The sequence below is a fragment of the Hyphococcus luteus genome (assembly GCF_002943565.1).
Lineage (GTDB): Bacteria > Pseudomonadota > Alphaproteobacteria > Caulobacterales > Parvularculaceae > Hyphococcus > Hyphococcus luteus.
In genome coordinates this window covers 263,599-287,545 of the sequence record NZ_PJCH01000005.1, presented here as the reverse complement: position 1 = coordinate 287,545, position 23,947 = coordinate 263,599, and the positions used below count along the sequence as shown (strand labels likewise).

The window sequence follows — 23,947 nt, the reverse complement described above, 5'->3', positions numbered from 1 at the left end:
TAAGGCTCTTCGTCGGCGCGCAGTCTCGCGCCGTTTTCATGACAATTTCAGGAGGCGCGCATGCGCAAGGTTCCTTTAGGCCGGTCCGGCCTCGAAGTCTCGCGGCTCGGTTACGGCTGCATGGGTCTCGCAGAGTTTTACGGCGAGGCGTTATCGAACGCGGAAGCGGAAAAAATTCTTGAAGACGCGCTGGAGCGCGGCGTTTCGTTTTTCGACACGGCCGACATGTATGGCAGCGGCCGCAATGAAGAACAGCTTTCCGGTTTTCTCAAAAAACACCGGGACGATGTCGTCCTCGCCACGAAATTCGCAATCCGCCGCGGCGATGACGGCGCATGGCTCGGTCTCTCCAACGATCCGAAATATATTAAAGAGGCCTGCGACGCGTCGTTGAAACGCCTCGGCGTCGACGTCATCGACCTTTATTACATGCACAGGCGCGATAAAGAGGTGCCTGTCGAGGAGTCCGTGGGCGCCATGGCCGAGCTCGTCAAGGCGGGCAAGGTGCGCGCGCTGGGTCTGTCCGAAGTCAGCGCCGACACGCTGAAAAAGGCGAGCGCCGTTCACCCGATCGCGGCGGTGCAGTCGGAATATTCCATCGTCACCCGCGAGATGGAGACGGGGATCGTCCCCGCCTGCCGCGAACTCGGCGCCGCCTTCGTCGCTTATTCGCCGCTCGGACGCGGGCTCCTGACCGGGGCTTATCGCAGCGAGCGGGATTTCAGCGACGGCGATTACCGGCTGGTGATGAGCCCGCGTTTCGCCGACGGCGCGCTGGAGAAAAACCTGCCGCTCGTCGATCAGATCATTGCGATTGCGCGCGACAAGGATGCGACGCCGGCGCAGATCGCGCTCGCCTGGGTGATGGCGAAAGGCGACGACATCATTCCCATCCCGGGAACGAAAAAGCTTTCCCGGCTTGAAGAAAATCTCGGCGCCTTGACTGTCGAACTGTCCGATGAGGACATCGCCGTCATCGAGGCGGCGGTCCCGCCGGAAGCCGTCGTGGGCGCGCGCTATCCGGAAACGACGGCGTCGAGCCTTAACGGTTAGGAAGCCTCAAAGCCAAGGCGGGCGAGAATATCTTCCGCCTTGGCGCCGCTTTCGCGCAATGCCTGCAGCGTCGCCGCCTTGTCGCGTTTGGCGAGGCGGCGGCCCGTTTCATCCGTCAACAGACGATGATGGCGGTAGACCGGTTCGGGATAGTCAAACAGCGCCTGCAACAGCCGGTGCAGGTGCGCGGCTGAGTAAAGGTCTTCGCCGCGGATCACATGCGTCACGCTTTGCAGCGCATCGTCGTGAACCGAGGCGAGGTGATAGCTCGTGCCGTTGTCTTTGCGCGCGATCACCGGATCGCCGAAAATCTCCGGCGTCGCTTTCACCGTCCGCACGCCGTCCGGCGTTTCTTCGGTGAAGGACAGCGCCCCGTAAGCCGGCCCCAGATATTGTTTCGCCGCCTCGATGGAAAGCCGCCAGGCGAAGGGCGCGCCGTCATCGATCAGCGCGCGTTCTTCTTGCGCGGGAAGCGCCGCGCCCACATAGGCAGGTCCTTCCGGCCTCTCGGCGGAAAGATGCGGCGCCCGCGCGATTTCATCGAGGATTTCCTTGCGCGTCTTGAAGCAGCGATAGACGAGGCCCTTTTCGCGAAGCGCATTCAACGCCGCTTCGTAATCGCCGAAATGATCCGACTGCCGACGAACGGGCGTCTCCCAGTCGAGCCCGAGCCAGGCGAGATCTTCGTAAATCGCCTCTTCGAATTCCGGCTTGCAGCGCGTGCGGTCGATGTCTTCGATGCGCAAGAGAAAGCGCCCGTCCGCCTCTTGCGCCGCGCGAAAGACGGTGAGCGCCGAAAAGGCGTGGCCGAGATGCAAGAGCCCTGTGGGCGAGGGGGCGAAACGGGTGACGAGCCTCATCAAGGCCGTCTTGCTTTACGCGCCGGCGCCGCCGACGGTGAGGCGGTCGACCTTGATGGTCGGCTGGCCGACGCCGACCGGCACGCCCTGTCCGCCTTTGCCGCAAACCCCGATTCCGGGATCGAGTTTGAAGTCGTTGCCGACCATCGACACCTTGGTGAGAACGCTCGGCCCGTCGCCGATCAGCGCCGCGTTCTTGATCGGCGCGACGATCTTTCCGTTTTTGACGCGGTAAGCCTCGGTGCAGTTGAAGACGAATTTGCCGCTCGTGATGTCGACCTGGCCGCCGGAAAAGTTCACGGCGTAAATCCCGTCCTTGACGCTGGCGAGGATTTCTTCCGGGTCCTTGTCGCCGTTCGGCATGAAGGTGTTGGTCATGCGCGGCATGGGCTGGTGGGCGTAGCTCTCGCGCCTTCCGTTGCCCGTCGAAGCCGCGCCCATGAGCCGGGCGTTGAGCCGGTCCTGCAGATAGCCTTTCAAAATGCCGTCCTCGATCAGCACCGTGCGCGAGGTTGGGGTGCCCTCGTCGTCGACGGTCAAGGAGCCGCGCCGGCCGTCGATGGTTCCGTCGTCGACCACGGTGACGCCGGGCGCCGCGACGCGCTCGCCGATGCGGCCCGCAAAGGCCGAGGTGCCCTTGCGATTGAAATCGCCTTCAAGCCCGTGCCCGACGGCTTCGTGGAGAAGGACGCCGGTCCAGCCCGGCCCCAGGACCACTTCCATCTCGCCGGCTGGGGCGGGCTCGGCTTCGAGATTGACCAGCGCCTGGCGCAGGGCCTCGTCGACCTGGGCCTGCCAGGCGTCCGGCGCGATGAAGCGTTCATAGCCCTCGCGCCCGCCGGCGCCGTAGCTGCCCGATTCCTGGCGGTCGCCTTCGCCGGCAGTCACCGACACGTTGAGGCGCACGAGAGGCCGAAAATCGCGGATGATTTCGCCTCCGGGACGAATAATTTCCACAGCTTCCCAGGAGCCGGAAAGGGAGCAGGAGACCTGGCGCACGCGCGGATCCAGGTTCCGCGCATAGTCGTTGATGTCAGCCAGAAGCTTGGCTTTTTCCTCGAAACTGCCCGCGCCGAGCGGGTTTTCGTCGGAATAAAGCTTGGCGTTGGTGCGGGACGGCCCGTCGGCGAGGGTCCCGCCGCGGCCGGTTTTCACCGCCTGAACCGCCTCGCCGGCGCGCTTTAGCGCGGCCTCGGAAAGCTCGGAGGCGTGCGCATAGCCTGTCGATTCGCCGCACACGGCCCGGAGGCCGAAGCCCTGATTGACGTCGAAATTGGCGGTTTTCAGCCGGTTGTCGTCGAAAACGAAGGCCTCGGACTGGCCATATTCGAGATAAAGCTCGCCGTCGTCGGCGCCTTTCAGCGCATCGTCGAGGATGCCTTGCGTGCGCTCGCGGTCGAGATCGGTGCGGGAGAAAAAATAGGAATCTGTCATGCGTTACGATTTAAGGCTCGCGGGGCCTCCCGGCAATGGCGGAAAACCCTGCCTTTACGCTGCGACCATTTTTCCGCGCCAAGCGCGATGACGGCGCGCCCGGCGGGGGCTTATAAGCGGGCCGTCTGACGACTTTAGAATTTGACCTCTGCGCTCGGGCGGGCGTATCGAGGCGGCCGAAAATGTGGAATGAAGAGCCGGCCTTTTCGGGCGGGCTTTCTCAAGGCGCGGGATGCGACAATGAAAAGACTTTTCTCTTTCCTCACCGGAGTGAGCGTGCTGGCGGGCTCCGCCGCCTATGCGCTGCCGGAGCAGGGCCACATCAACATGGTTCCTCCGGCGTCGGCGCTCGCAGAGGAAGTGCATTTTTTCCATGACGGCATTTTGCTGCCGATCATCACCGGGATCTGCCTGCTGGTTCTGGCGCTGCTGATCTTCATCATGGCGCGCTTTAATTCGCGCGCCAATCCGACCCCGAGCAAGAACAGCCACAACACCATGCTCGAAGTCGTGTGGACGGGCGTTCCGATCCTCATCCTTCTCGTTATTGCGCTGCCGTCTTTCGAGCTTTTGTTCAAGGAAGACGTGACGCCCGACGGCAAGCAGGTGGTTGAGCGCGGCGACGGCCAGACGGTCGACTTCGTCTTCCCCAACGATTTTCCGCCGAGCCGCATGGTGGCGCGCCGCGACCATCTTCAGGTGATGCTCGATACGGGCGCGGAACGGCGCACCCTCAAATACAAAACCGATTACACCGTCGACGGCTGGGGCGAGCCCGATCTCGTCGTGTCGCTGAACGAACCGGCGCCCGTCGGCGCCAGCGTCATCCTGCGCGGCGGCCGCTCGACCCAGAACGTCGCCGGCTGCCCCATGGCCAAACGCTATTTCGACGGCTGCGAAAAGGAAGTCGTCCTGGCGCCCACGATGACGCTGAAAGTCACCGGCCGTCAGTGGAACTGGAGCTACGGCTATCCCGATTACGGCGATTTCGAAATCTTTTCGAACATGCTGCCGGAAGAAGAGGCCTCTGAAGAGCTCTATCGCTTCGAAGTCGACAACCGCGTTATTCTCCCCGTGGGCGAGACCATCCGCGTCACCACGACGGCGAGCGACGTCATTCACTCATGGGCGCTGCCGAATTTCGCGGTCAAAATCGACGCCGTGCCGGGCCGCATCAACGAAACCTGGATCCGCGCCGAGCAGGAGGGCGTCTATTACGGCCAGTGCTCCGAGATCTGCGGCGTGAACCACGCCTTCATGCCGATTGCGGTCGAGTTCGTCTCGCGTCCGGCTTTCGAGGCCTGGATTGACGGGCAGCGTTCGCTCGCCGGGCTCGATCCCATGTTTGAAACAGATTCTGTAAAGCTTGCGCAGGCCGACGACGCCGGCGCCGCTGCTGAATAAGAGGGCAAGGTACCATCATGGCTGACGCACACGCCGCATCCGGATCGCACGACGCACACGATCACAAACCGTCTTTCTTTGTCCGCTGGTTCTTCTCGACCAACCACAAGGACATCGGCACGCTCTATCTGATCTTCGCGATCATCGCCGGGATTGTCGGCGGCGCGATGTCGGGCCTGATGCGCTGGGAGCTCGCGGAGCCCGGCGTGACCATCCTGACGCGCTTTACCGGCGGCGATCTGACCGCGGCCTCCAACTTCTACAACGTGCTGACCACCTATCACGGCCTCATGATGATCTTCTTCATGGTGATGCCGGCGCTGATCGGCGGTTTCGGCAACTGGTTCGTGCCGATCATGATCGGCGCGCCGGACATGGCCTTCCCGCGCATGAACAACATTTCGTTCTGGCTTTACGCCGCGTCGGGCGTTCTGATCACGCTGTCGCTTTTCGTGCCGGGATACAGCTCCCAGCTCGGATTCGGCGGCGGCTGGGTGCTCTATCCGCCCTTATCGAGCAATACCGGACACCCCGGGCCGGCGATGGATTTGCTGATATTATCGCTGCACCTCGCCGGCGCTTCGTCGATCCTCGGCGCCATCAACTTCATCACCACGATCTTCAACATGCGCGCCCCGGGCATGACGCTGCACAAGATGCCGCTCTTCGCCTGGTCGGTGCTGGTGACGGCGTTCCTTCTGGTCCTGTCGCTGCCGGTGCTCGCCGGCGCGATCACCATGCTCCTGACCGACCGCAATTTCGGCACGTCCTTCTTCGACGCGGCCGGCGGCGGCGACCCGCTCCTGTTCCAGCACCTGTTCTGGTTCTTCGGCCATCCGGAAGTCTACATTCTCATCCTTCCGGGCTTCGGCATCATCAGCCACATCGTCTCGACCTTCTCCCGGAAACCGATCTTCGGCTATCTCGGCATGGCTTACGCGATGGTGGCGATCGGCTTTGTCGGCTTCATCGTCTGGGCCCACCACATGTATACGGTCGGCCTTTCGGTGAACATGAAAGCCTATTTCGTCGCGGCGACCATGGTCATTGCGGTCCCGACGGGCATCAAGATCTTCTCCTGGATCGCGACCATGTGGGGCGGCTCGATCCAGTTCAAGACGCCGATGGTCTGGGCGATCGGCTTCATCTTTCTGTTCACCATTGGCGGCGTCACCGGCGTCGTTCTGGCGAACGCCGGCATCGACCATACCCTTCACGACACCTATTACGTCGTGGCGCACTTCCACTATGTGCTCTCGCTCGGCGCCGTCTTCGCGATCTTTGCGGGCTGGTATTACTGGTTCCCGAAAATGACCGGGAAGATGTATCGCGAATGGCTCGGCCAGCTGCATTTCTGGGTCATGTTCATCGGCGTGAACCTGATTTTCTTCCCGCAGCATTTCCTCGGTCTGCAAGGCATGCCGCGCCGTTATATCGACTATCCGGAAGCGTTCGCCCAATGGCATTACATTTCGTCGGTCGGTTATGCGATCACCCTTGTGGGCATGGCGGTTTTCCTCGTCGCCATGATCGACGCCTTCTTCTTCTATCGCCGCAAGGCGGAGGCCAATCCCTGGGGCGAGGGCGCGACGACGCTGGAATGGACGCTGCCGTCTCCGCCGCCCTTCCACCAGTTCAACGAACTGCCCCGTTTCGACAAGGGCGACGCCAAGGCGTTTTAGAACGCCGGCTTCGGGGGAAGCGGCGTGATTTTTGACCCTATCTCCTGCAGCGGCGCCGGAATCGATTCCGGCGCCGTTTTGCATTCGGCGCGCCGATGAGCGCTGTCTCCTCCGCTTATTCGAATGCGCTCGGGGCCGGCTCGCAGGCGCTGGAGATCGCCCGCGTCTTCTGCATTCTCTTCATGTCCTATGTGCATTTGCACTTTTTCGACGCCGGGCATGCGTCGCCGGAGGCCTTCTTGGTGATGGAGGCCGTTATTGCGGACATTCTCGGCCGGTCGAGCGTGCCGCTCCTGTCCGTCGCCTCGGGCTTTTTGATGGTCCGGTTTTTTGCGCGCCGCGATTACAAATCCGCCGTTTCGCAGAGGTTCCGCACCCTGATCATCCCGATGATGATCTGGAACGCCCTGGCGATGATCTTGTTTATGGATTTCCGCGACGCCGCGCCGCTGGATCTTGTGAACGGCCTTCTCGCCGTCACGGAACCGCCCGCCCAGCTGCATCTCGCTTTCTTGCGCGATCTGATGGCGCTCACCTGCCTGACGCCGCTGTTCATTTACGGCGCAAGGCGGCGGCCTGTCGTCACGGCGCTGATCGTGGCGGCGGTCTATCTCGCCCAGCCGAAAATCTGGATCGTCCTTAGAACGCAAATCCTGTTTTTCTACGTGGTCGGCGTCTACCTCGCCGTTCACGCGGACCGCATCCGTTTCCCGACGCGCTGGGAAAAGACGGGCGTCTACGCCGTCGCGGGCGCTGTCACGCTGGTCCAGATCGCCGCGTTGTTCGAGCCGCGGATCGGCGAGCTGATCGGCGGCGCCCTTTATGACAATGCCGTGCGCCGCCCTGTCATCGCGCTCGCCATGTGGTGCTTTTGCGTCGACATCGCGCCCACGGCCGCGGGGCGCCGGATCCATCTTGCGGGCAAGAACATGTTTTTGTTCTTCCTCGCTCATGGGTTGATTTTCCATGCTGTCGGCGCCGCTTACGCCCGGACGCCCGACGTCCTGCATGGCCAGCTTATTTACACCCTCGCATGGCTGGCGACCCCGGTGGCGGCGTTGATCGGCCTCAATCTTGTGCTGACGGTTCGCGGGCGCATTTTTCCGCCGGAACAAGCCTGAGCGGTCCGCCGGCGCAGGAGGCCATCTCCGTCAAAGATTAACGCCGCGGGTTCGCACGCCCCGCCCGCCGGGCCCCTCCCGGCACAGTTTTGCCTGCAAATTCAGGCTGTTCGACCGTCTGGCCGGGCGCGTTCAAATCCGCTATGAATGGTTAACGTTTGGTCTTGGCAGAATACGAGTGGAGGGGTCCCGTGTTGGAAACAATGATCGACGATGTGACGGGCATTTTCGAGACGACATTCCTTAATGGCGACATGATCGCGCTGGTGATCGCATTCGGATCGGTGCTGGTCGCCTCGCTCCTGATGCGCCGGGGGACCCAGATCGGGTCCATGACCTTGCTGGCGCTCGTCCTGTTCGCCATTGGCGGCTATCTCAGGGGCTATTTCCGCGGCGGCGCGCCGGCCGAGACGACGACCTATGGCGACCGCGCCGTCAACCAGCTTGAGGCGAGCTGGGGCTATTTCATGGATTTGCAGGCCGGCACGCTGCTCGCCTATTTCATCGCTTTCATGTTCCTGATTCTCGTCCTCTTCGGCGTCCGGGCGGTCTTCAGCCGCTAAAAGGACGGCGTTTCCGGGGGCCGGCGGGACGCGCCGGCGATCGCGCCGCGGCCCTTTGTCATTTGAATGGGGCGCCATTTGAAAGGGGCGAGAGTTTCCGGCATAAGGCGCGCCATGAGCGACGCCGCCATGAAACCCGAACCTTACACCCTTGCGGGTCAGACCTACGCCCTTGCGGGGCCGGAGGATTATTTCGCGCTTTTAAAGCCGCGGGTGATGTCGCTCGTCATCTTCACCGCCTTTGTTGGCATGGTCGTCGCCCCGGGCGCGATCAACCCGTTGCTCGCCGTCGTCTCCCTGCTCGCCATCGCCGTCGGGGCCGGGGCCTCGGGCGCGCTCAATATGTGGTGGGACGCCGATATCGACGCGGTGATGAAGCGCACCGAAGCGCGGCCCATTCCGGCCGGCCGCATTCCGCGCGCGGAAGCCGCGGCCTTCGGCGGTTTCCTGTCGGTTCTGTCCGTGGCGCTGCTGGCGCTCGCCTCGAACTATCTCGCCGCCGGGCTGCTCGCTTTCACGATCTTCTTTTACGTCGTCATCTATTCCATGTGGCTGAAGCGCTCGACGCCGCAGAACATCGTCATCGGCGGCGCGGCGGGCGCGCTTCCCCCCGTTGTCGGCTGGGCCGCCGCATCCGGAACGGCGCCGCTCGACGCCTGGGTTCTGTTCGCCGTGATTTTCCTGTGGACGCCGCCGCATTTCTGGGCGCTCGCGCTTTACAAGCGCGGCGACTATGAGCGCGCGGGCGTGCCGATGATGCCGGTGGTCAAGGGCGAGGCGTCGACCCGCAAACAGATTTTCGCCTATGCGCTGATCCTGGCCGCAACGGGCGTGTCGCCCTTCCTCATCGGCATGGCGGGTTTTCTTTATCTCGCCGTCAGCGCTTTGCTCGGCGCCGGCTTTGTCGGGCTTTCCTGGGCGGTCTTGAATGCGGCCGAAGGCGATTACACATCTTCGAAACGGCTTTTCGGATTTTCGATCCTGTATCTCTTCGGCCTGTTTGCGACGCTCCTCATTGAACATCTGGCGGGGCTGCATGGCTGAAGAATTCGAACCGGAACGGCCGCTGACGCCGGAGGAATTGAAGCAGCGAAAACGCCGCAATGTGGCGATCGGTCTCTCCCTCGGGGCCTTTGTTTTGATCGTGTTTATTGTGACGATGCTGAAACTGGCGGGGAACGCGCCGCAAGGCTGAACGATCCGAAGGTGATCTTGCGATGACGGAAAAAGGACTCTCGAGCAACAAGAAAACCGCCCTCATCGTATCGGGCATGGTCGTCGGCATGATCGGCATGTCCTTCGCCGCCGTGCCCGCCTATCGCGCCTTCTGCTCGGTGACGGGATGGAACGGCACGACCCAGCGCGCCGCCGCCGGCGCCGACCGCACGCTTGAGCGCAAGGTCACCGTGCGCTTCGACGGGTCCGTGAGCCAGGGCCTCGACTGGAAATTCCACCCCGAGCAGGTCTCCCAGACCATGCATATCGGCGAGACTTCGCTCGCTTTCTTCGAGGCGGTCAATCTCTCCGACAAGCCGATCACGGGGCGGGCGAGCTTCAACGTCTCGCCGGCCAAGGCGGGGCTCTATTTCAAGAAGATCGAGTGCTTCTGCTTCACCGAGCAGACCCTTCAGCCGGGCGAAACGGTCTCCATGCCTGTCACCTATTTCGTCGATCCGGCGCTGGCTGAAGACGGGAATCTGGACGACGTTCAGACCATTACGCTGGCCTACACCTTCTTCCCCTGGGAGGATGATTCGGCGGATGACGGGGCCGGCGACGGGGGAAGTGCGGCCGAATAGCGCGGGCCCCGGCGCCTGCGGCGCTTGGAATTTCGGCCGGGCCCAGTATAGAAACCTCTTAAAAAACCTTTCCGGATTCGCATCCAAGAGGACCAGCCCAAGAGGACCAACATGGCCGGCGCGGAAGTCAAACACGATTACCATCTCGTCAACCCGTCACCCTGGCCGCTCGTCGGCTCGATGTCGGCCGCGGTCATGATGATCGGCGCGGTCGCCTGGATGAAAGGCGCGGGCGGCATTCCCGTAGGCGGCCTTGCTGACGACGGCGGCGCGAAATGGTTCGCCATCAAAGGCAACATGCTGTTCATGCTCGGCTTCGCCGGCGTTCTCGTGACCATGATTGGCTGGTGGCGCGACGTCATCGGGGAAAGCCTCCGGGGCGAGAACACCTCGGTCGTCGTGCGTCTCGGCCTCAGATACGGCATGCTCCTCTTCATCGCGTCGGAAGTGATGTTCTTCGCCGCATGGTTCTGGGCGTTTTTCGGCGCCGCGCTGTTCCCGACGGCGTTCGACCCGGTGATCCTCGCCGACGGCTCGCAAATGCTGAACGCCAATGGCGATCCGGCCTATATCGGCAATGACGCGCGCATGCACGCCATGGGCGGCGTCTGGCCGCCGGTCGGCGTCGAGCCCTTGTCGGCCTGGGGCCTTCCCCTGATCAACACGCTTGTCCTGTTGCTGTCGGGCACGACCGTCACCTGGGCGCACTACGCCGTTCAGCAGGGCGATCAGAAAGGGCTCGTGCAGGGGCTCGTTCTCACGATCGTTCTTGGCATGCTGTTCACGTCGCTGCAGGCGGTTGAATATTATGAAGCGCTGGCCGGCGGCATGTTCCAGTTTTCCGGCGGCGGCATTTACGGCGCGTCCTTCTTCATGGCGACGGGCTTTCACGGCATGCACGTTATTATCGGGACCATTTTCCTGATTGTCTGCCTGTTCCGGGCGCTGGCCGGCCAGTTCACGCCGGATCGCCATTTCGGCTTCGAGGCGGCGGCTTGGTACTGGCACTTCGTCGACGTCGTCTGGCTGTTCCTCTTCGCCTTCATCTATGTGCTCGGCAATCAGGGGCTGTTGTCCTAAGCTGCTCCATGAAGCAGCCAAGAGGAGGGCGGCTGATGCGCTCTCTGCCGATTTTGAAAGCCGCAATCGCGGGGCTTGCCGCAAGCTTTCTTGCGGGATGCCTCGTCTCTGAAGAGCCTGTGCTCGACGCCGGGAACGGCCGCGCCGCGCCGTTGGACGAAGGCGTTTACGCCGCCTGCGAAAACGCTGAAGATGAAAACGCTGAAGACGCGCAGGACTGCACCGTCTTCACCGTGACGCTTTCCGATGACGGCGCCTATGCGCTCGCCGCGGAAGACGAAGACGAGCCTGCGCAGTTGCGCTTTCGCCGCGTCGCCCGAAAGGCCTATGCGGTGCAGTCCGCCGAAGACGACGGCTACGCCTATTATTACGGCGCGGGCGATTCCGACCGTTTCGAACTGACCTTGATGATGTGCGACGCGCTGCCCGAAAAACTGCGCGCGCGGCTGGTTCAAAAAGGCGATCTGTCGAGCGATGACGAAGATTTCGAGGTCTGCACCGTCAAGACGCTGTCGGGGCTGGTCGCCGCGGCGCAGGCCTATCGCCGCGGGAAAACCACGGGCGACGACGACGCAAAACTCGTCCTGACGCCTGTGACGAACGAAGCTGAAGAGTAATCATGACCTATTATCCGCCTGTCTCTCCCTACGCCGCCGGCCTCGGCGCCAAATGTCCGCGCTGCGGCCAGGGGAAATTGTTCGAGGGCTTCTTGAAGCTGAAGCCGGCCTGCGAGGTCTGCGGCCTCGATTACGCCAAGGCCGATTCCGGCGACGGTCCGGCGGTGTTCGTGATCTTCATCGTCGGTTTCATCGCCGTCGCGCTCGCCTTCGTCGCCCGCTATGTCTGGTATGCGCCCATGGGCGTGGCGCTTTTCCTCAGCATCGGCTTCGCTATTGTTTCGATCCTGGCGCTGCTGCGGCCCCTGAAAGCGACGATGATCGCGCTGCAATACGCCCATAAGGCCCAAGAAGGCCGGCTTGAAGAGTGATGGCCGGCTGGCGCTTCATTTTCAAACCCGGCCTCACCATCGCGACGGCGCTGGCGCTCGCCCTCCTGATCGCGCTCGGGACCTGGCAGGTGAAGCGCCTTGAATGGAAACGCGATCTCATCGCCCGGGTCGAAGCGCGCACCGCCGCCGCGCCGATCCCCTTTGACGAAGCGCTCGCCCGCGCCGAAGCGGGCGAGGCGATGGAATATGCGCCGGTCAGGCTGAGCGGGCGCATGGACGCCGGCGGGACGGCGAAAGTCTTCGGCTCTTACGAAGGCGAAGCCGGCGTTTATGTCTTCGCGCCGTTGACCACCGATGACGGCGAAACGGTCTATGTGAATGAAGGTTTTGCGCCGCAGGCGCTGCGCGATGAGCTGGCGCCGCCGGCGGGCGAGCAAACGGTGACAGGTCTCTTGCGTTACGCGGAAAAACCGGCGCCGCCCGCCTCCTGGTTTCAGCCCGAAGGAAAGTCCGCAGACGGATTATGGTTCATTCGCGACCCGAAAGCCTTCGCAGAAGAGGCGGGCGGCGAGGCGCTTTCCTATTATGTGGATGAATTCGCGGTCGCGGGGCGCGACTGGCCGAAAGGCGGGACGACCCGGCTCAAATTCAACAACCGTCATCTCGAATATGCGCTGACCTGGTTCGGGCTCGCCGCCGCGCTTGTCGGCGTCTGGCTCGTTTTTTCCTTGAAAAGGCCGGACTGACCGGCCAGCCTTTGCGCCGGGAGAGCCAGAAAGGGGGGCGCGTGTCCCTGCAGCCTTTGCTTGACGCGCCGTGGATCATTCAGGCGCACGCCTTCGCCGCCATGGCGGCGTTTGTCCTCGGCGTCATTCAGATCGCGGCGCCGAAGGGAACCCTGCCGCATAAGGCGCTGGGCGCAGTCTGGGTCGCTTTAATGGCGGTGATTGCGGTCAGCAGCATTTTTGTCCGGCCTTCGCTCAATCCCGGCCTGCCGCTGGCGAAGTGGTTTTCGTGGATACACATCTTCACCGTGATGACGATATTCAGCATCGCTCTCGGCGTCAGGCTGCTTTTAAAAAGCGGGCCGGCGCGCAAACATCACGCCCGTCCCTTCATCGGCATTTTTATCGGCGGCCTGATCATCGCCGGCGCGCTCGCCTTTCTGCCCGGGCGGATCATGCACGACGTTCTGTTCGGCGGCTGACTATTCTCCGCGCAGCTTTTTCTCATACGCATTGACGAGGGTCATGTAGGGATTGACCTGATCGAACACCGGATCGGTCTCTTCGTCGGGCGCGTAATTCTGATACATCTCGAAATGCAGGTGATAAGTCGTCGCCACGCGCTCGCCGGCGGAGTTGTAAAAGTCGTTGAAGACGCGGCCCAGGCGCTGGCCTTTCGTCACATACTCGCCGTCCTCCACCGCCAGCTCGTCCATTTTCATATGCAGATAGCGATAAAGCGAGCCGTCTTCGGTCTGCAGCTTCACCGTATATTTCGAATCGGCGAGCCCGACGATGCGCCCGTCCTCGACCGCCACCGCCCAGTGGCTGGCGCCGCTTTCGGGAATGCAGGTCGCCGGGCGGATGTCGACGCCTTCATGACCGCCGTCCGGGCACATGATCTGCGAACGCGAGCGCGACTCGCAAAACGTGTCCTGCCAGGGATAGTCGTAATTCGTTTCATTGCACTGGCCGCCCTCCATGCCGTTGATATAGCCCTGACTGCCGCCATAACGATAAACCTGGCTGTTGAGGAAAGCGGCGTCTTCCAGCGGGAACTGGATGTCCGGCCGGTAGATGGTGGAGTCTTCGTGACCGGGTCCTGAATTCGGGAGGAGGTCGCCTACAGAGACGTAAGAAAAGACGCGCCCCTCTTCATCGGCGAGATATTCCTCTTCCGGCATGGGGTCCGGCTCTTCCGGCTGGGGCGCCGGATCGGGCGACATGGGATCGCCCGGCTGTTCGTCCGGCGCGTCGGTGGGATCCGGCGTCTCGCCGCCCTCGCAGGCCGCGAGCGTCAGGGAAAACACGAACGCAACAAAGAGTTTGTTGAGACTGCGCATTATTCGCCTCCCGCCAGGTCAGGGTTTGCAAGGATCATCGAGTCGGCAAGGCCCGTAATGTAATCGTCTTCGGCGCAGCGCGGATCGGCGCCCGGGTCGCCGCATTCGATGGTGATGACATAGCCGCAGCCGAATTTCGAAAAGCTCAGATCGACGCCGAAATCATTGCGGCTCATGAAATAAGCCGCGCCCGTGCCGGCGAGCCGGCGCGGCTGTTCCGCGAGGCGTTTGCGGAAGGCGATGACGTCCGGGTCGCCGCCGACGACGCGGTTGCAGGTGCCGGAGATCGACAACGCCGCCTCTGCATCGATCCTTGCGCTCGCCGTATAGACGTTCTCCATGCCGTAAACGCGGATCTTGTCGCGCACCTCCGCGGCGGCGGGAATGAGCACCGGGATCAGCGCCCGTTCGACTTCCGCCGGCGCAACGCGGCGCAGGTTTTCCGGGGCGAGGGCGCGAAGGCCGGGCGCCACACGCTGTTGGGCTGCAGAAGGCGCGCGCACCGCAGACAGGTTGCTAAGATCGGCGGCGCTGCGTTCCTCGTCCGCGGCGCTGGTGCGCGCCAGCTCTGCGCGCAAGGCCTCAAGATCGGGCCGCCTCACCAGCGTCGTTGCGCGCGCGTCGCGATTGTCTGCGGCGGCGCGTAAAGCGGACGCGAGGCCGGCTTTGGGAATGCGCTTGGCTTTTTCCCGGAGCGCGGCCTGGATCGCTTCGGGATCGGGCGGCGTTCGCTCCTGCGCCGCGACGACGCCGGCCGCAATGCATGCGACGAGCGCTGCGAGGCCGACCCTCACAAGCCGGTTTTTCTTCATGTCATCCCCCTTCCGAGCGCTTATCGCTCGGTCAGTTTAAACTCGATGCGCCGGTTCTGCGCCAGCGCCGCGGCCGAATAGCCGGCGACCAGCGGCGCTGCGGAGCCCGAGCCCGTGGCGAGCAGGCGGCGCTCCGGCACGCCGCGGTTTTTCAGATATTGAACGACGGAGATCGCCCGCTGCGCGGAGAGTTCGAGATTGGAGTCGAATTGCGCGCGGCAGGAGGGACCCAGCGGCGAAGCGTCCGCATGGCCGTCGACACGCAGGACCCAGTTCACGCCCTCGGGAATGTCGCCCTGAATATCGAGGAGGGCCGAGGCGAGTTTGTTGAGCTCGACCTTGCCGGCTTCGCCCAGAGTCGCCGAGCAGGAGCCGAACAGGATGTCGCTTTCGAATATGAAGCGGTCGCCGACGACCTTGATGTCGGTGCGATCGCCGAGAGCCTCGCGCAGGGCCTCGAAAAAGCGCGAGCGCACTTCCTGAAGCTCCTGCACCTTGCGGGCGAGCGCCGCATTGAGGCGTTGCGACAGGTTTTCGATCTGCGCCTGCTGCTCCTTGTCTTTGGCTTCCGCCGCTTCGAGGGCTTCCTGCAGACTGGCGAGCTGTTTCCTCAAGGCCGCGATCTGCGCGTTGAGGGTCGCGATCTCGCTCTTCTGGTCTTCGGTGAGCGCTTTTTCCGCTTCAAGCTCTTCGGCGGAGGCGGCGACGGCGGCTTGGCTCGTCGCGAGCGCGGCGGAAAGCCCCGCCAGCTCTTCGTCTTTTTGCGCGATGGTGTCCTCGAGGGAAAGCACCTGCGCCTGCAGCCGGTCGCGTTCGCTCTGGGCGAGGCCGAGCTGGTCGTTCAGGGAATTGATCTGGGCGATGAGGCGGGCGAGTTCGGAATCCTTGTCGGCGAGCTCCTGTTTCACCGTGTTGAGGCGGTCGCCGAGATAGAACTGCGCGACGACGAAGATCGACAGAACGAACATCAGCACAAGGAGCAATGTCGACAGGCCGTCGACAAAACCCGGCCAGATATTGGCCTCGCTGCGTGAGCGCCGGCGCGCCATAAGCTGCGCCTCCCTATTCGCCCTTGCCGACGCGGATCAGCGTCCGGTTGAGCGCCCTGATTTCGTCTTTAAGCTCCGCCGTCTGCCCGGCCGCCGCCTTGATCTGGGTCTCGGTGTTGGCGGCGAGCGCGGTTTCAAGCGCCTGAACGGCGGCGATGAGGTCGCCGTCCGCCTCCTCGACGCTGAGCGCGGCGCCGCCTTTGGCGGACGCGCGCACCGTCTCGGTCATGCCGGCGAGCCAGTCTTCGAGATTGGAATAAAATCGGTTTTGCGCCTTGCCCGATTCGAGATCGAGAAAGCCGACCACAAGGCTGCCGCCGAGACCGAAGAGGGAGGACGAAAACGCCGTGCCCATGCCCGACAGGGGCTCGCGCAGATTGGCGATCAATTGCGAGACCGCGTCTTCCGCCGCGCCGCCGGTGCTGGCGAGGCCGTTGATGGTTTCGGCGACGGCGTTGACGGTCTGGAGGAGGCCCCAGAACGTGCCGAGAAGGCCGAGAAACACGAGCAGGTTCATGATGTAGCGGCCGGTCTCGCGGCCTTCATCCATCCGTGTGCCGATGGAATCGAGAATGGCGCGCGTCGATTCCGGCGACAGGCGCGAGCCGCGCGTGTCCGCGTCGAGAAGCAGGCGCGCCATGGCGCTGATCAGATTGGGCGCCCGGGGCAGGCGCGCGCGCGACGGGTCCGCCGCTTCGATAAAGGCTTCGACCCAGCGCACGGCGGGATCGATGACGCCGGCCTGGCGCAGATTGTAGATGACGCCGATGGCGAGGACGGCGAGAATCAGTCCGTTGAGCGCCGGATTGGCGTTGAAGGCATCGACGAGCAGGTTCGTCGGCTGCGGGCTCCAGGGCGAGAGGTAAAACACCACCGCGCCGACCGCGAGCAGGAAAACCAACATGTTGAAGATGTTGCCGCCCGGGCGGGCAAATTTGATCGTCCGACCTAGTGAGCGCGCCATTTGTTTCCCCTTGGCCTGCCAGAACCCCACAGACCGCTACAGTATTCAAAAACCGGGCCGGTGGATACTGCCGAAATTCGTGCGCCTGTCCGCATGCGCCCGGCTTTGGCGGCGCCCGCGGCGGCGCGCCCTTATGCGCCTAAGGTACTGATTGCCGGGCCAAAACGCCGACCCGCCAGGGTTGTATGGGGAATGTGACGGTCTCTTGCGCACATGTTGCGCATTTCCGGTTGACATGACACTTAGATGACAGCTATATGACAGTTTAATGACACCACTGTCATGCAGACGAATTCTTTCAACCAGACACCTGAAAGGGGCATAAAATGAAAATAAAACAAGCTCTTGCCGGTATTGCAGCGGCGGCGGCCTTTGGCGCCGCGGCGATCGCTTCGGATTTTGGGGCCGCGCCGGCTGATTATGAGGCGCAGGCGATTGACTATTTTGACCAGCGCCTGACCGAGCCGCGTTCGGCCCGTTACGAGTTTGCCGGCGAGCCGTATCAGGTCTTCGCCGATGTCAGCGGCTATGAAGGCCTGCCCTGCTGGGCGGTGGATGTGCGCGTGAAGGCGCGCATGCCGAACGGCAGAATGGGCGGCTATGTGCCGTACACCGTCCTCTTCCTCGACGGCGAGCCGATCGCCCTTGAAGCGGATACGATGCGCATGGTTCGCGCCTAAGAGCCCGGCGCATATGTTTGCAGCGGGTTCTGTCGCTGGATGGACAGACGTCAGCCTGCTGCAAACCGATGCCGCAAAGGCTCTTTTCTAAAGACAGGGTTCATCTCCGAAGCAAAAACGCCGCCCTTAGAGCCCGACCGGAAATTCATCGCAATGCTTCGATGCCGGATGGTCAGACGTTCGCCAGCAAGATTGCGATGCTTTTCGGGCTCTAAATCTTAAGGATAAGAGCCTGCGAGGCATCGTTTTTTGGCAAATTGACATCTGAAAATCCACTCCCCCGGGTTTTGCTGGGTTTTCGGTCAGGCTCTTAGGGGCGGCGTTTTTGTTTGCATTTGGGCGAGTCTTTTTCAGAACATCGTATTGTCGTTCGCGGACTCTTCGGGAACCGCCTGCACCACGTTCCAGTGTTCGGCGAACTTTCCGTCTTCCATTCTGAAAATATTGACGACGGCGTGGCCTAACGGATCGTCGGCCGCGTTCTTGGAGTGAAGGTGGATCCAGACGAGATCGCCGTCGGCCGCCGCGCGCTTGATCTCGATTGTCTTGTCGGGATTTTCTTTCACTCTCTTCGCGAAGAGTTCGAGCACGGCGTCTTTTCCGTCCGGCAGCCAGGGCGTGTGCTGAATATAGGTCTCGCCGAAGCATTCGCGTTCCGCCGTTTCCAGATCGTGATGCTTTTCGAGAAGCTCCATGCAATAAACGGCTTTTTTCAGATTCGCCGCCTCCAGCGCGGTTTGAGAATCATCGCCGCCCTGGCACGCGCCCAGCGCTAATGCGGCGGCGAGCGCCGCCGCGGCGCGCAAAGCAATGACCTGTTTCGGCTTCATGAATAGTCTCCGCGTTGATTGCGGGCGTTAGAGCTCGCTCGCTTTCATCACCTCGATCGGGCCGAGATTGAGGGCGCGCACGCCCTCTTCGATCTCGGCGCGGTCGCCGACGATCACCCAGACGAGACTGTCCGGATGAATGACTTCTTTCGCCGCGTCCGTGATGTCGTTGATGGTCAGCGCCTGATATTTGTCCTTCAGCGTCGCCGGATAATCCCAGGGCCGGCCGTAACGCGCGCTCGAGGTCAGGCTGCCGAGTACGTCGCCCGAAGTTTCGAACGAGCCCGGCAGGGAGCGGACATTGTTCAAGACCGTGCGCTCAAGCTCCGCCGGCGTCGCCGGTTTCGTCGTCATGTAGCCGTTCAGCTCATTCAGAAGCTCTTGCAGCGACTCTTTGGTCTTGTCGGTCTGGACCGGCGCATAGACCATGAAGGGGCGCTGGCCTTTCGCGCCTTGCAGGAAAGTGTAGGCGCCATAGGCCCAACCCTTGTCTTCGCGCAGATTCATGTTCACCCGCGCCGAAAACTGTCCGCCGATAATGTCGTTCATCGCATTGATGGCGACGGCGTCAGGCGCGTTCGACGGCGGCGCCACATGGGCGGCGAGGATCAGAGATTGCGGCGAGCCGGGCTTGTCGACAAGGATCACCTTGCCATGCTCGGGCCGGTCCACATGGGCGACGTTCTTTTGCGGGATCGGCGAAGACGGCGCCGCCCAGCGATTGAAGGCGTCTTCCAGGAGCGGCTTGATTTCGTCCATGGTCGCATCGCCGGCGACGAACACCGTCGCATTGTCGGGGCGCATCCATTTTTCCTGGAAGCTGACGAGATCGTCGCGGGTCAGCGAGTTGATCGACTCCACTGTGCCCGAGCCAGTCATGGGCGCGGCGTAAGCGTGGCCTTCGCCATAGATCTCGGGCGGCAACAGCCTGAGGGCGAGCTGCACCGGATTGGCCTTTTCCTGCTCGATGCCGGCGAGCCAGCGCCCGCGCAGCTTGTCGATCTCGGACTGCTTGAACGCCGGATTGCGGATGACGTCCGCGAGAATGTCGAGCGAAGGCTGCAGGTTTTCCTTCAGCGCCGACATGGAGACGGCGTTGACGTCGAGATTGGCGCCGGCGCTCAAGGTCGCGCCGAGCGATTCCAGTTCCTCGGCGATGTCGGAGGCCGAGCGTTTTTTCGTGCCTTCGTCGAGCATCGCTGCGGCGAAGGACGAGGCGCCGAGCTTGCCGCCTTCGACGGAATCGGCGGCGTAACCGGCGTCGAATTGCACGGCGAGTTCAACGAGCGGCATGGTGTGGCGTTCCGCGAGGACGACTTTCACGCCGTTCTCGAGGGTCGCTTCCTGAATTTGCGGGAAAACGAGATCCGGCGTCGAGGCGACTTGCGGCAGGCCCGCCGAACGGTCGACCGTCGAGGCGGTGGTTGAATATTCAGGGAACGGAAGAACGTCGAGCTGGTAATAACCGGCGCTCATCACGCCGCGCGCCGCTTCGAGGACGTCCTGGCGCGACGCTTCGTCGAGCCAGTCGAGCTGCTTTAAGATGAAGCCGGGGTCGTCGGCGTAAAGCGCGCCTTGCGCCAGCGTCACCGCCTTGCCGCCGAAGCCGCCAATCTGTTCAAGGCCGCGCAGCACGTCCGCCTTGATCGAGGTCTTGGCGCGGGCGAGTTCGTCCGAGCTCGGGCCCTTGTCCAGAAATTCCGCGATGACGTCTTCCATCTCGCGCTCGACCTCGGCGCGGTCGGCGTCGGCCTTGGGGTCGACCGTCACGGAATAAAAGCTCATCAGCTCCTGATGCTGGTTTTGGGCGGTGGCGCTGGTGGCGATTTGCAGATCGTCAATCAGGCGCTTGTAAAGCCGGGAGGTCTTGCCGCCGCCCAGCACCTCGGCCGCAAGGTCGAGCAGCACCGCCTCGCGCGTCGCGCGGCCCGGCGCGACCCAGTTGCGGTCGAGGCGCGGCTGGGGCACGCGGTCATACATGACTTCGCGCTTGTTGACCTCGAGCTTGGGCGCATTCGCTTTGCTTTGGGTCACCGGCGGGCCGGCGGGAATGTCGCCGAAATATTTCTCTGCGAGATCGCGTCCCGTTTCGGCGTCGATATCGCCGGCGAGGACGAGGACCGCGTTGGCCGCGCCGTAATAATCCTTGAACCACTGTTTCGCGGTTTCGAGCGAGGCGGCGTCGAGATCCTCCATGGAGCCGATGGTCGAGTGGCTGTAAGGGTGGCCGGCGGGCAGGAGGCCTTCGAGGGTCGCGTATTCCATGCGGCCGTAAGGCTGGTTGTCGCCCTGGCGTTTTTCGTTCTGCACGACGCCGCGTTGTTCATCGAGCTTGTCCTGGGTGAGCGCGCCGAGGAGATGGCCCATACGGTCGGATTCCATCCACAATGTCATGTCGAGCGCGGTCGTCGGCACGGTCTGGAAATAATTGGTGCGGTCGAACCAGGTGGTGCCGTTGAGGTCCGTGGCGCCAACCTCTTCGAGTGGGCCAAACCAGTCCTTGTCGAAGTTCTCCGATCCGTTGAACATGATGTGTTCGAACAGATGCGCGAAACCGGTTTTGCCTTCGGGCTCGTCTTTCGAGCCTACATGATACCAGACGGAAACGGCGACCAGCGGCGCCTTGCGGTCTTCATGGACGATGACGGTGAGGCCGTTGTCGAGCGTGAACTCGCTATAAGGCAGTTCAATGTCGGCGGCGGCGGCCGGGGCGAGGACGAGCGCGACGGCGCTCACAAGAGGCAGGATGAAACGCATCTGGGTTTCCTTCTGAACTTCGGATGAAATGCGGGTCTGCTTTGCTTTTCGCAATACGAAGCGGGCGCGGCAAATGCAAATGACAGCCTGCGGCAACGGTTCGGCGCGCCAGGGGAACGGCCTGGCGCAAGACAAATGTAGCGGGCGGGCGCAGCAAAAATGCTTAGCGGGGGGCGCGCTTGGCGAGGATGCGCTGCAGGGTGCGCCGGTGCATGCCGAGACGCCGCGCGGTTTCGGAAACATTATGATCGCACAGCTCGTAAACGCGCTGGATATGCTCCCAGCGCACACGGTCGGCTGACATCGGATTTTCCGGCGGCGCCGGGCGCTCGCCGGGGCGCGCGAGCAGGGCCTTTTCGACGTCGTCGGCGTCCGCCGGCTTTGACAGATAGTCGATGGCGCCGGCTTTCACGGCGGCGACGGCGGTGGCGATATTGCCATAGCCGGTCAGCATGACGACGCGGCAATCCTCGCGCTTCGCCCGGATCTGTTCCACGACTTCGAGCCCGTCGCCGTCCTCAAGGCGCAGATCGACGACCGCGAAGGCGGGCGGAATGTCTTTGATCATGGTTTCGGCGTCGGCGACGCCGGCGGCGAGGATCGGCTGGAAGCCGCGTTTTTCAAGCGCCCGGCCGAGGCGGGTGCGAAACGGCTCGTCGTCGTCGACGATCAGCAGGGTGGCGTCTTCGGGCAGAGAGGCGTCGTCAGTGCGGGCGTCGTCAAGGTGGGACATTATTCGGTGCCTGAGGGTCTTGTTCGATAGCGCATAAATGCGCTTTTTGGCGTGAATTTCAAGCAATTAGGGTCGATTGTCCGCTGCTTAGGCTCCATTCGGACGAAACCCAGGCGCCTTCGGCGTCGAAATCTCCCGATTTCCAGCGGCGGTTGTCGAACCGGACGGTCGCGCCGGTCGCCTCCAGCAGGGTTTTGGCGATGAAAAAGCCGAGCCCGAGGCCGGTTTTCCCGCCCCGTTCGCTCACATAGGGCTCGCCCAGGCGGGCGAGAATCTCGGGCGAAAAGCCCGGTCCGTCGTCCTGCACCGAAATCGACAGGCTGTCAGCGTCCCACTCGGCTTCGAACAACACCTGATCGGCCGCATAGCCGGCGGCGTTTTCGATGAAATTGCGAAGGCCGAACACGATTTCGGGCCGGCGCTTCAAGACCGGCGCCGGCGCGCCGTCGCGGGACTTCGTCTCGATACGGATCAGCGGGCCGCCCGGCTGGTCCATGAACGGCGCCGCCGCCTCGCGCATCACCGCCTCGACGCTCATCTTGTCGTGCATGACGTCGCCGGCGTCGCCATGGCGCGACAGGCGCCCGAGAATGTCCCGGCAGCGTTCGGCCTGGCTGACGAGGAGCGCGGCGTCGTCGGCGAGATCGTCTTCTTCGGGCAGCGAGCGTTCGATGTCGCGCTTCATTTCCTTGGCCGTCACCTGAATGGTGGCGAGCGGCGTGCCGAGCTCATGCGCCGCCGCCGCTGCGAGACCGCCGAGCGCGGCAAGCCGTTCTTCGCGGGCGAGCACCAGCTGCGTCGCCGCCAGCGCCGAGCGCATCTGCGCCGATTCCGCTGCGATGCGGTGGGCGTAGACCGCGAAAAAGGCGATCGAAAAGGTCAGCGCCGCCCACACCCCGGCCTTGTAAATCGGCGCCAGATCGAGCGTCTCGCCGGGCGTCCAGGGCAGCGCCATGTGATGAACGGCGAGAAGGCTGACCCCGGCCATGGCGAGCGCGGCGACGGCGATTGTGAAGCGCAGGGGCAGGACGCTCGCCGCGATGGTCACGGGCGCGATGATGAGCGCGGCGAAAGGGTTTGAAATGCCGCCGGTGAAAAACAACAGCGCGCACAGCTGAACAATGTCGAAAGCGATATAGGCGGCTGCTTCGCGGTCCGACAAAAACCGCTGCGGCGAAAAGCGCAGCACCGTGAAGAGATTGAGCCAGGCGCTGGCGGCGATGGCGCCGAGACAAAGCCCCAGCGGCGTCGGAAAGCCGAGCGCGAAATGCACGATGATGATGGCGACGGATTGTCCCGCAACGGCGAGCCAGCGCAGGGTTGTCAGCGTGCGCAAGCGCACCGGCCCGCGCAGCGCGTTCATCGCGTCTTGGGCGTCCCGGGCGTGATGGTTGTCGAGGAGGGCGTGCGGCATTCGGCGCTTTTAGCCCGTCTGTTGTTGTGAATGGAAGGAGTCTATGTAACGGGCGTTCCCCGCCGCCGCCGAAAGGAGCCTCATCATGGTTCGCTGCGCCGCCGTTCTCCTCCTTCTCCTCGCCGCCGCCTGCGCCGGGGAAGAGCCCGCCGCCGACATTCCCACCGAAGGCGTCGTCACGCTCTCCGATCAGTTCACCGGCGATTTCGCGCTTGTGGACAAGACCGGCGCGCCGGTCACGGACGAGGATTTCGAGGGCAAGATCATGCTGGTCTATTTCGGCTTCACCAACTGCCCGGATATCTGTCCCACCGATGTGGGCGTGATGAGCGCGGCCCTCAATCAGCTCGGGGACAAGGCGGACGAGGTTGCGCCGCTTTTCATCTCCGTCGACCCGGAGCGGGACACCCCCGAGGCCATGGCGGATTATTTCGCCTTTGACGAGCGGATCATCCCGCTGACGGGCTCGGTCGAGGCGGCCAAGGCGGCCCGCAACGCCTTCAAGGTGTTCGCCCAAAAACAGCCGCTGCCCGACAGCGCCCTAGGCTATACGGTCCAGCACCAGCAGGCGTTCTTCATCAGCGACCGCGAGGGCCGGCCGCAGATCGCCATGGTGGGCGGGGCGAGCCCTGAGGGACTTGCGGCGATTTTGCGCCGCGAAATCGGCAAGTAACCCTGTTTTTAAGAAAATTATC

25 protein-coding genes are annotated in these 23,947 nt (G+C 63.0%); 15 read left to right on the top strand and 10 right to left on the bottom strand.

Features of this window, described 5'->3' with window-relative positions; genetic code table 11:
• The first annotated feature begins 60 nt into the window (after nucleotides 1-60).
• Nucleotides 61-1,053 carry an aldo/keto reductase gene (locus CW354_RS06225; protein ID WP_104829180.1) on the top strand — a complete coding sequence of 331 codons (993 nt, stop codon included), beginning with the start codon at nucleotides 61-63 and terminating at the stop codon, nucleotides 1,051-1,053.
• On the opposite strand, the gene gluQRS is transcribed toward CW354_RS06225, so the two are convergent.
• A complete protein-coding gene (gene gluQRS, locus CW354_RS06220) occupies nucleotides 1,050-1,913 on the bottom strand; it encodes a tRNA glutamyl-Q(34) synthetase GluQRS (RefSeq protein WP_104829179.1) in 864 nt (287 codons plus the stop codon). The two genes, CW354_RS06225 and gluQRS, sit on opposite strands and share 4 nt — an antisense overlap.
• Before the next feature lie 15 nt (nucleotides 1,914-1,928).
• Nucleotides 1,929-3,347 carry a metalloprotease TldD gene (gene tldD / locus CW354_RS06215; RefSeq protein ID WP_104829178.1) on the bottom strand — a complete coding sequence of 473 codons (1,419 nt, stop codon included), beginning with the start codon at nucleotides 3,345-3,347 and terminating at the stop codon, nucleotides 1,929-1,931.
• Nucleotides 3,348-3,587: 240 nt separating this feature from the next.
• Here tldD and CW354_RS23640 point away from each other — a divergent pair, with 240 nt between their 5' ends.
• The 12 genes from CW354_RS23640 (at nucleotide 3,588) to CW354_RS06155 (ending at nucleotide 13,152) form a co-directional block, all read left to right on the top strand.
• A complete protein-coding gene (locus tag CW354_RS23640) occupies nucleotides 3,588-4,751 on the top strand; it encodes a cytochrome c oxidase subunit II (protein ID WP_207764695.1) in 1,164 nt (387 codons plus the stop codon).
• Between the two features lie 17 nt (nucleotides 4,752-4,768).
• On the top strand, nucleotides 4,769-6,433 hold the full coding sequence (gene ctaD, locus CW354_RS06200; RefSeq protein ID WP_104829177.1) for a cytochrome c oxidase subunit I: 1,665 nt from the start codon (nucleotides 4,769-4,771) through the stop codon (nucleotides 6,431-6,433).
• 95 nt (nucleotides 6,434-6,528) lie between these two features.
• Nucleotides 6,529-7,554 carry an acyltransferase family protein gene (locus tag CW354_RS06195; protein ID WP_104829176.1) on the top strand — a complete coding sequence of 342 codons (1,026 nt, stop codon included), beginning with the start codon at nucleotides 6,529-6,531 and terminating at the stop codon, nucleotides 7,552-7,554.
• A gap of 191 nt (nucleotides 7,555-7,745) precedes the next feature.
• Complete coding sequence (locus CW354_RS06190; protein ID WP_133162201.1) at nucleotides 7,746-8,117, top strand: hypothetical protein; 372 nt, start codon at nucleotides 7,746-7,748, stop codon at nucleotides 8,115-8,117.
• A 114-nt stretch (nucleotides 8,118-8,231) separates the two neighbouring features.
• The gene (locus CW354_RS06185; RefSeq protein ID WP_207764694.1) at nucleotides 8,232-9,161 is read left to right on the top strand and encodes a heme o synthase; all 930 of its coding nucleotides are present in this window, start codon (nucleotides 8,232-8,234) and stop codon (nucleotides 9,159-9,161) included.
• Complete coding sequence (locus tag CW354_RS23325) at nucleotides 9,154-9,312, top strand: cytochrome c oxidase system small membrane protein (RefSeq protein WP_165793554.1); 159 nt, start codon at nucleotides 9,154-9,156, stop codon at nucleotides 9,310-9,312. Before CW354_RS06185 ends, CW354_RS23325 begins: the two co-directional genes overlap by 8 nt.
• A 22-nt stretch (nucleotides 9,313-9,334) precedes the next feature.
• The gene (locus tag CW354_RS06180) at nucleotides 9,335-9,916 is read left to right on the top strand and encodes a cytochrome c oxidase assembly protein (RefSeq protein WP_104829174.1); all 582 of its coding nucleotides are present in this window, start codon (nucleotides 9,335-9,337) and stop codon (nucleotides 9,914-9,916) included.
• A gap of 111 nt (nucleotides 9,917-10,027) precedes the next feature.
• Nucleotides 10,028-10,996, top strand: coding sequence for a cytochrome c oxidase subunit 3 (locus CW354_RS06175; protein WP_104829173.1), 969 nt, complete (start codon nucleotides 10,028-10,030; stop codon nucleotides 10,994-10,996).
• 35 nt (nucleotides 10,997-11,031) lie between these two features.
• The gene (locus CW354_RS06170) at nucleotides 11,032-11,613 is read left to right on the top strand and encodes a hypothetical protein (protein WP_104829172.1); all 582 of its coding nucleotides are present in this window, start codon (nucleotides 11,032-11,034) and stop codon (nucleotides 11,611-11,613) included.
• Nucleotides 11,614-11,615: 2 nt separating this feature from the next.
• A complete protein-coding gene (locus tag CW354_RS06165; protein WP_104829171.1) occupies nucleotides 11,616-11,984 on the top strand; it encodes a DUF983 domain-containing protein in 369 nt (122 codons plus the stop codon).
• On the top strand, nucleotides 11,984-12,691 hold the full coding sequence (locus CW354_RS06160; protein ID WP_104829170.1) for an SURF1 family protein: 708 nt from the start codon (nucleotides 11,984-11,986) through the stop codon (nucleotides 12,689-12,691). The genes CW354_RS06165 and CW354_RS06160 overlap by 1 nt, the downstream gene beginning before the upstream one ends.
• Before the next feature lie 41 nt (nucleotides 12,692-12,732).
• Nucleotides 12,733-13,152 carry a DUF2306 domain-containing protein gene (locus CW354_RS06155; protein WP_104830011.1) on the top strand — a complete coding sequence of 140 codons (420 nt, stop codon included), beginning with the start codon at nucleotides 12,733-12,735 and terminating at the stop codon, nucleotides 13,150-13,152.
• On the opposite strand, the gene CW354_RS06150 is transcribed toward CW354_RS06155, so the two are convergent.
• Genes CW354_RS06150 through CW354_RS06135 form a run of 4 tightly spaced genes read right to left on the bottom strand, consistent with a single transcriptional unit; the run spans nucleotide 13,153 to nucleotide 16,838 of the window.
• The gene (locus CW354_RS06150; RefSeq protein WP_104829169.1) at nucleotides 13,153-14,013 is read right to left on the bottom strand and encodes a M23 family metallopeptidase; all 861 of its coding nucleotides are present in this window, start codon (nucleotides 14,011-14,013) and stop codon (nucleotides 13,153-13,155) included.
• Nucleotides 14,013-14,825: a hypothetical protein gene (locus tag CW354_RS06145; protein WP_104829168.1), complete on the bottom strand. Its 813-nt coding sequence runs from the start codon at nucleotides 14,823-14,825 to the stop codon at nucleotides 14,013-14,015. The genes CW354_RS06150 and CW354_RS06145 overlap by 1 nt, the downstream gene beginning before the upstream one ends.
• Before the next feature lie 20 nt (nucleotides 14,826-14,845).
• Nucleotides 14,846-15,874, bottom strand: coding sequence for a peptidoglycan -binding protein (locus CW354_RS06140; RefSeq protein WP_104829167.1), 1,029 nt, complete (start codon nucleotides 15,872-15,874; stop codon nucleotides 14,846-14,848).
• A gap of 13 nt (nucleotides 15,875-15,887) precedes the next feature.
• A complete protein-coding gene (locus CW354_RS06135) occupies nucleotides 15,888-16,838 on the bottom strand; it encodes a hypothetical protein (protein ID WP_104829166.1) in 951 nt (316 codons plus the stop codon).
• A gap of 326 nt (nucleotides 16,839-17,164) precedes the next feature.
• Between CW354_RS06135 and CW354_RS06130 the strand changes: the two genes are divergently transcribed.
• On the top strand, nucleotides 17,165-17,518 hold the full coding sequence (locus tag CW354_RS06130; RefSeq protein ID WP_104829165.1) for a hypothetical protein: 354 nt from the start codon (nucleotides 17,165-17,167) through the stop codon (nucleotides 17,516-17,518).
• A gap of 350 nt (nucleotides 17,519-17,868) precedes the next feature.
• Here CW354_RS06130 and CW354_RS06125 read toward each other — a convergent pair whose 3' ends face one another.
• The 4 genes from CW354_RS06125 to CW354_RS06110 all read right to left on the bottom strand — a co-directional run bounded on the left by CW354_RS06125 (nucleotide 17,869) and on the right by CW354_RS06110 (nucleotide 23,252).
• A complete protein-coding gene (locus tag CW354_RS06125) occupies nucleotides 17,869-18,348 on the bottom strand; it encodes a nuclear transport factor 2 family protein (RefSeq protein ID WP_207764693.1) in 480 nt (159 codons plus the stop codon).
• A gap of 27 nt (nucleotides 18,349-18,375) precedes the next feature.
• Nucleotides 18,376-21,105, bottom strand: coding sequence for a M16 family metallopeptidase (locus CW354_RS06120; protein ID WP_104829164.1), 2,730 nt, complete (start codon nucleotides 21,103-21,105; stop codon nucleotides 18,376-18,378).
• A gap of 163 nt (nucleotides 21,106-21,268) precedes the next feature.
• Nucleotides 21,269-21,838 carry an ActR/PrrA/RegA family redox response regulator transcription factor gene (locus tag CW354_RS06115; protein WP_104830009.1) on the bottom strand — a complete coding sequence of 190 codons (570 nt, stop codon included), beginning with the start codon at nucleotides 21,836-21,838 and terminating at the stop codon, nucleotides 21,269-21,271.
• Between the two features lie 58 nt (nucleotides 21,839-21,896).
• Nucleotides 21,897-23,252, bottom strand: coding sequence for an ActS/PrrB/RegB family redox-sensitive histidine kinase (locus tag CW354_RS06110; RefSeq protein ID WP_104829163.1), 1,356 nt, complete (start codon nucleotides 23,250-23,252; stop codon nucleotides 21,897-21,899).
• An 85-nt stretch (nucleotides 23,253-23,337) separates the two neighbouring features.
• On the opposite strand from CW354_RS06110, the gene CW354_RS06105 reads away from it, so the two are divergent.
• The gene (locus tag CW354_RS06105; RefSeq protein ID WP_104829162.1) at nucleotides 23,338-23,925 is read left to right on the top strand and encodes an SCO family protein; all 588 of its coding nucleotides are present in this window, start codon (nucleotides 23,338-23,340) and stop codon (nucleotides 23,923-23,925) included.
• Nucleotides 23,926-23,947 lie beyond the last annotated feature (22 nt).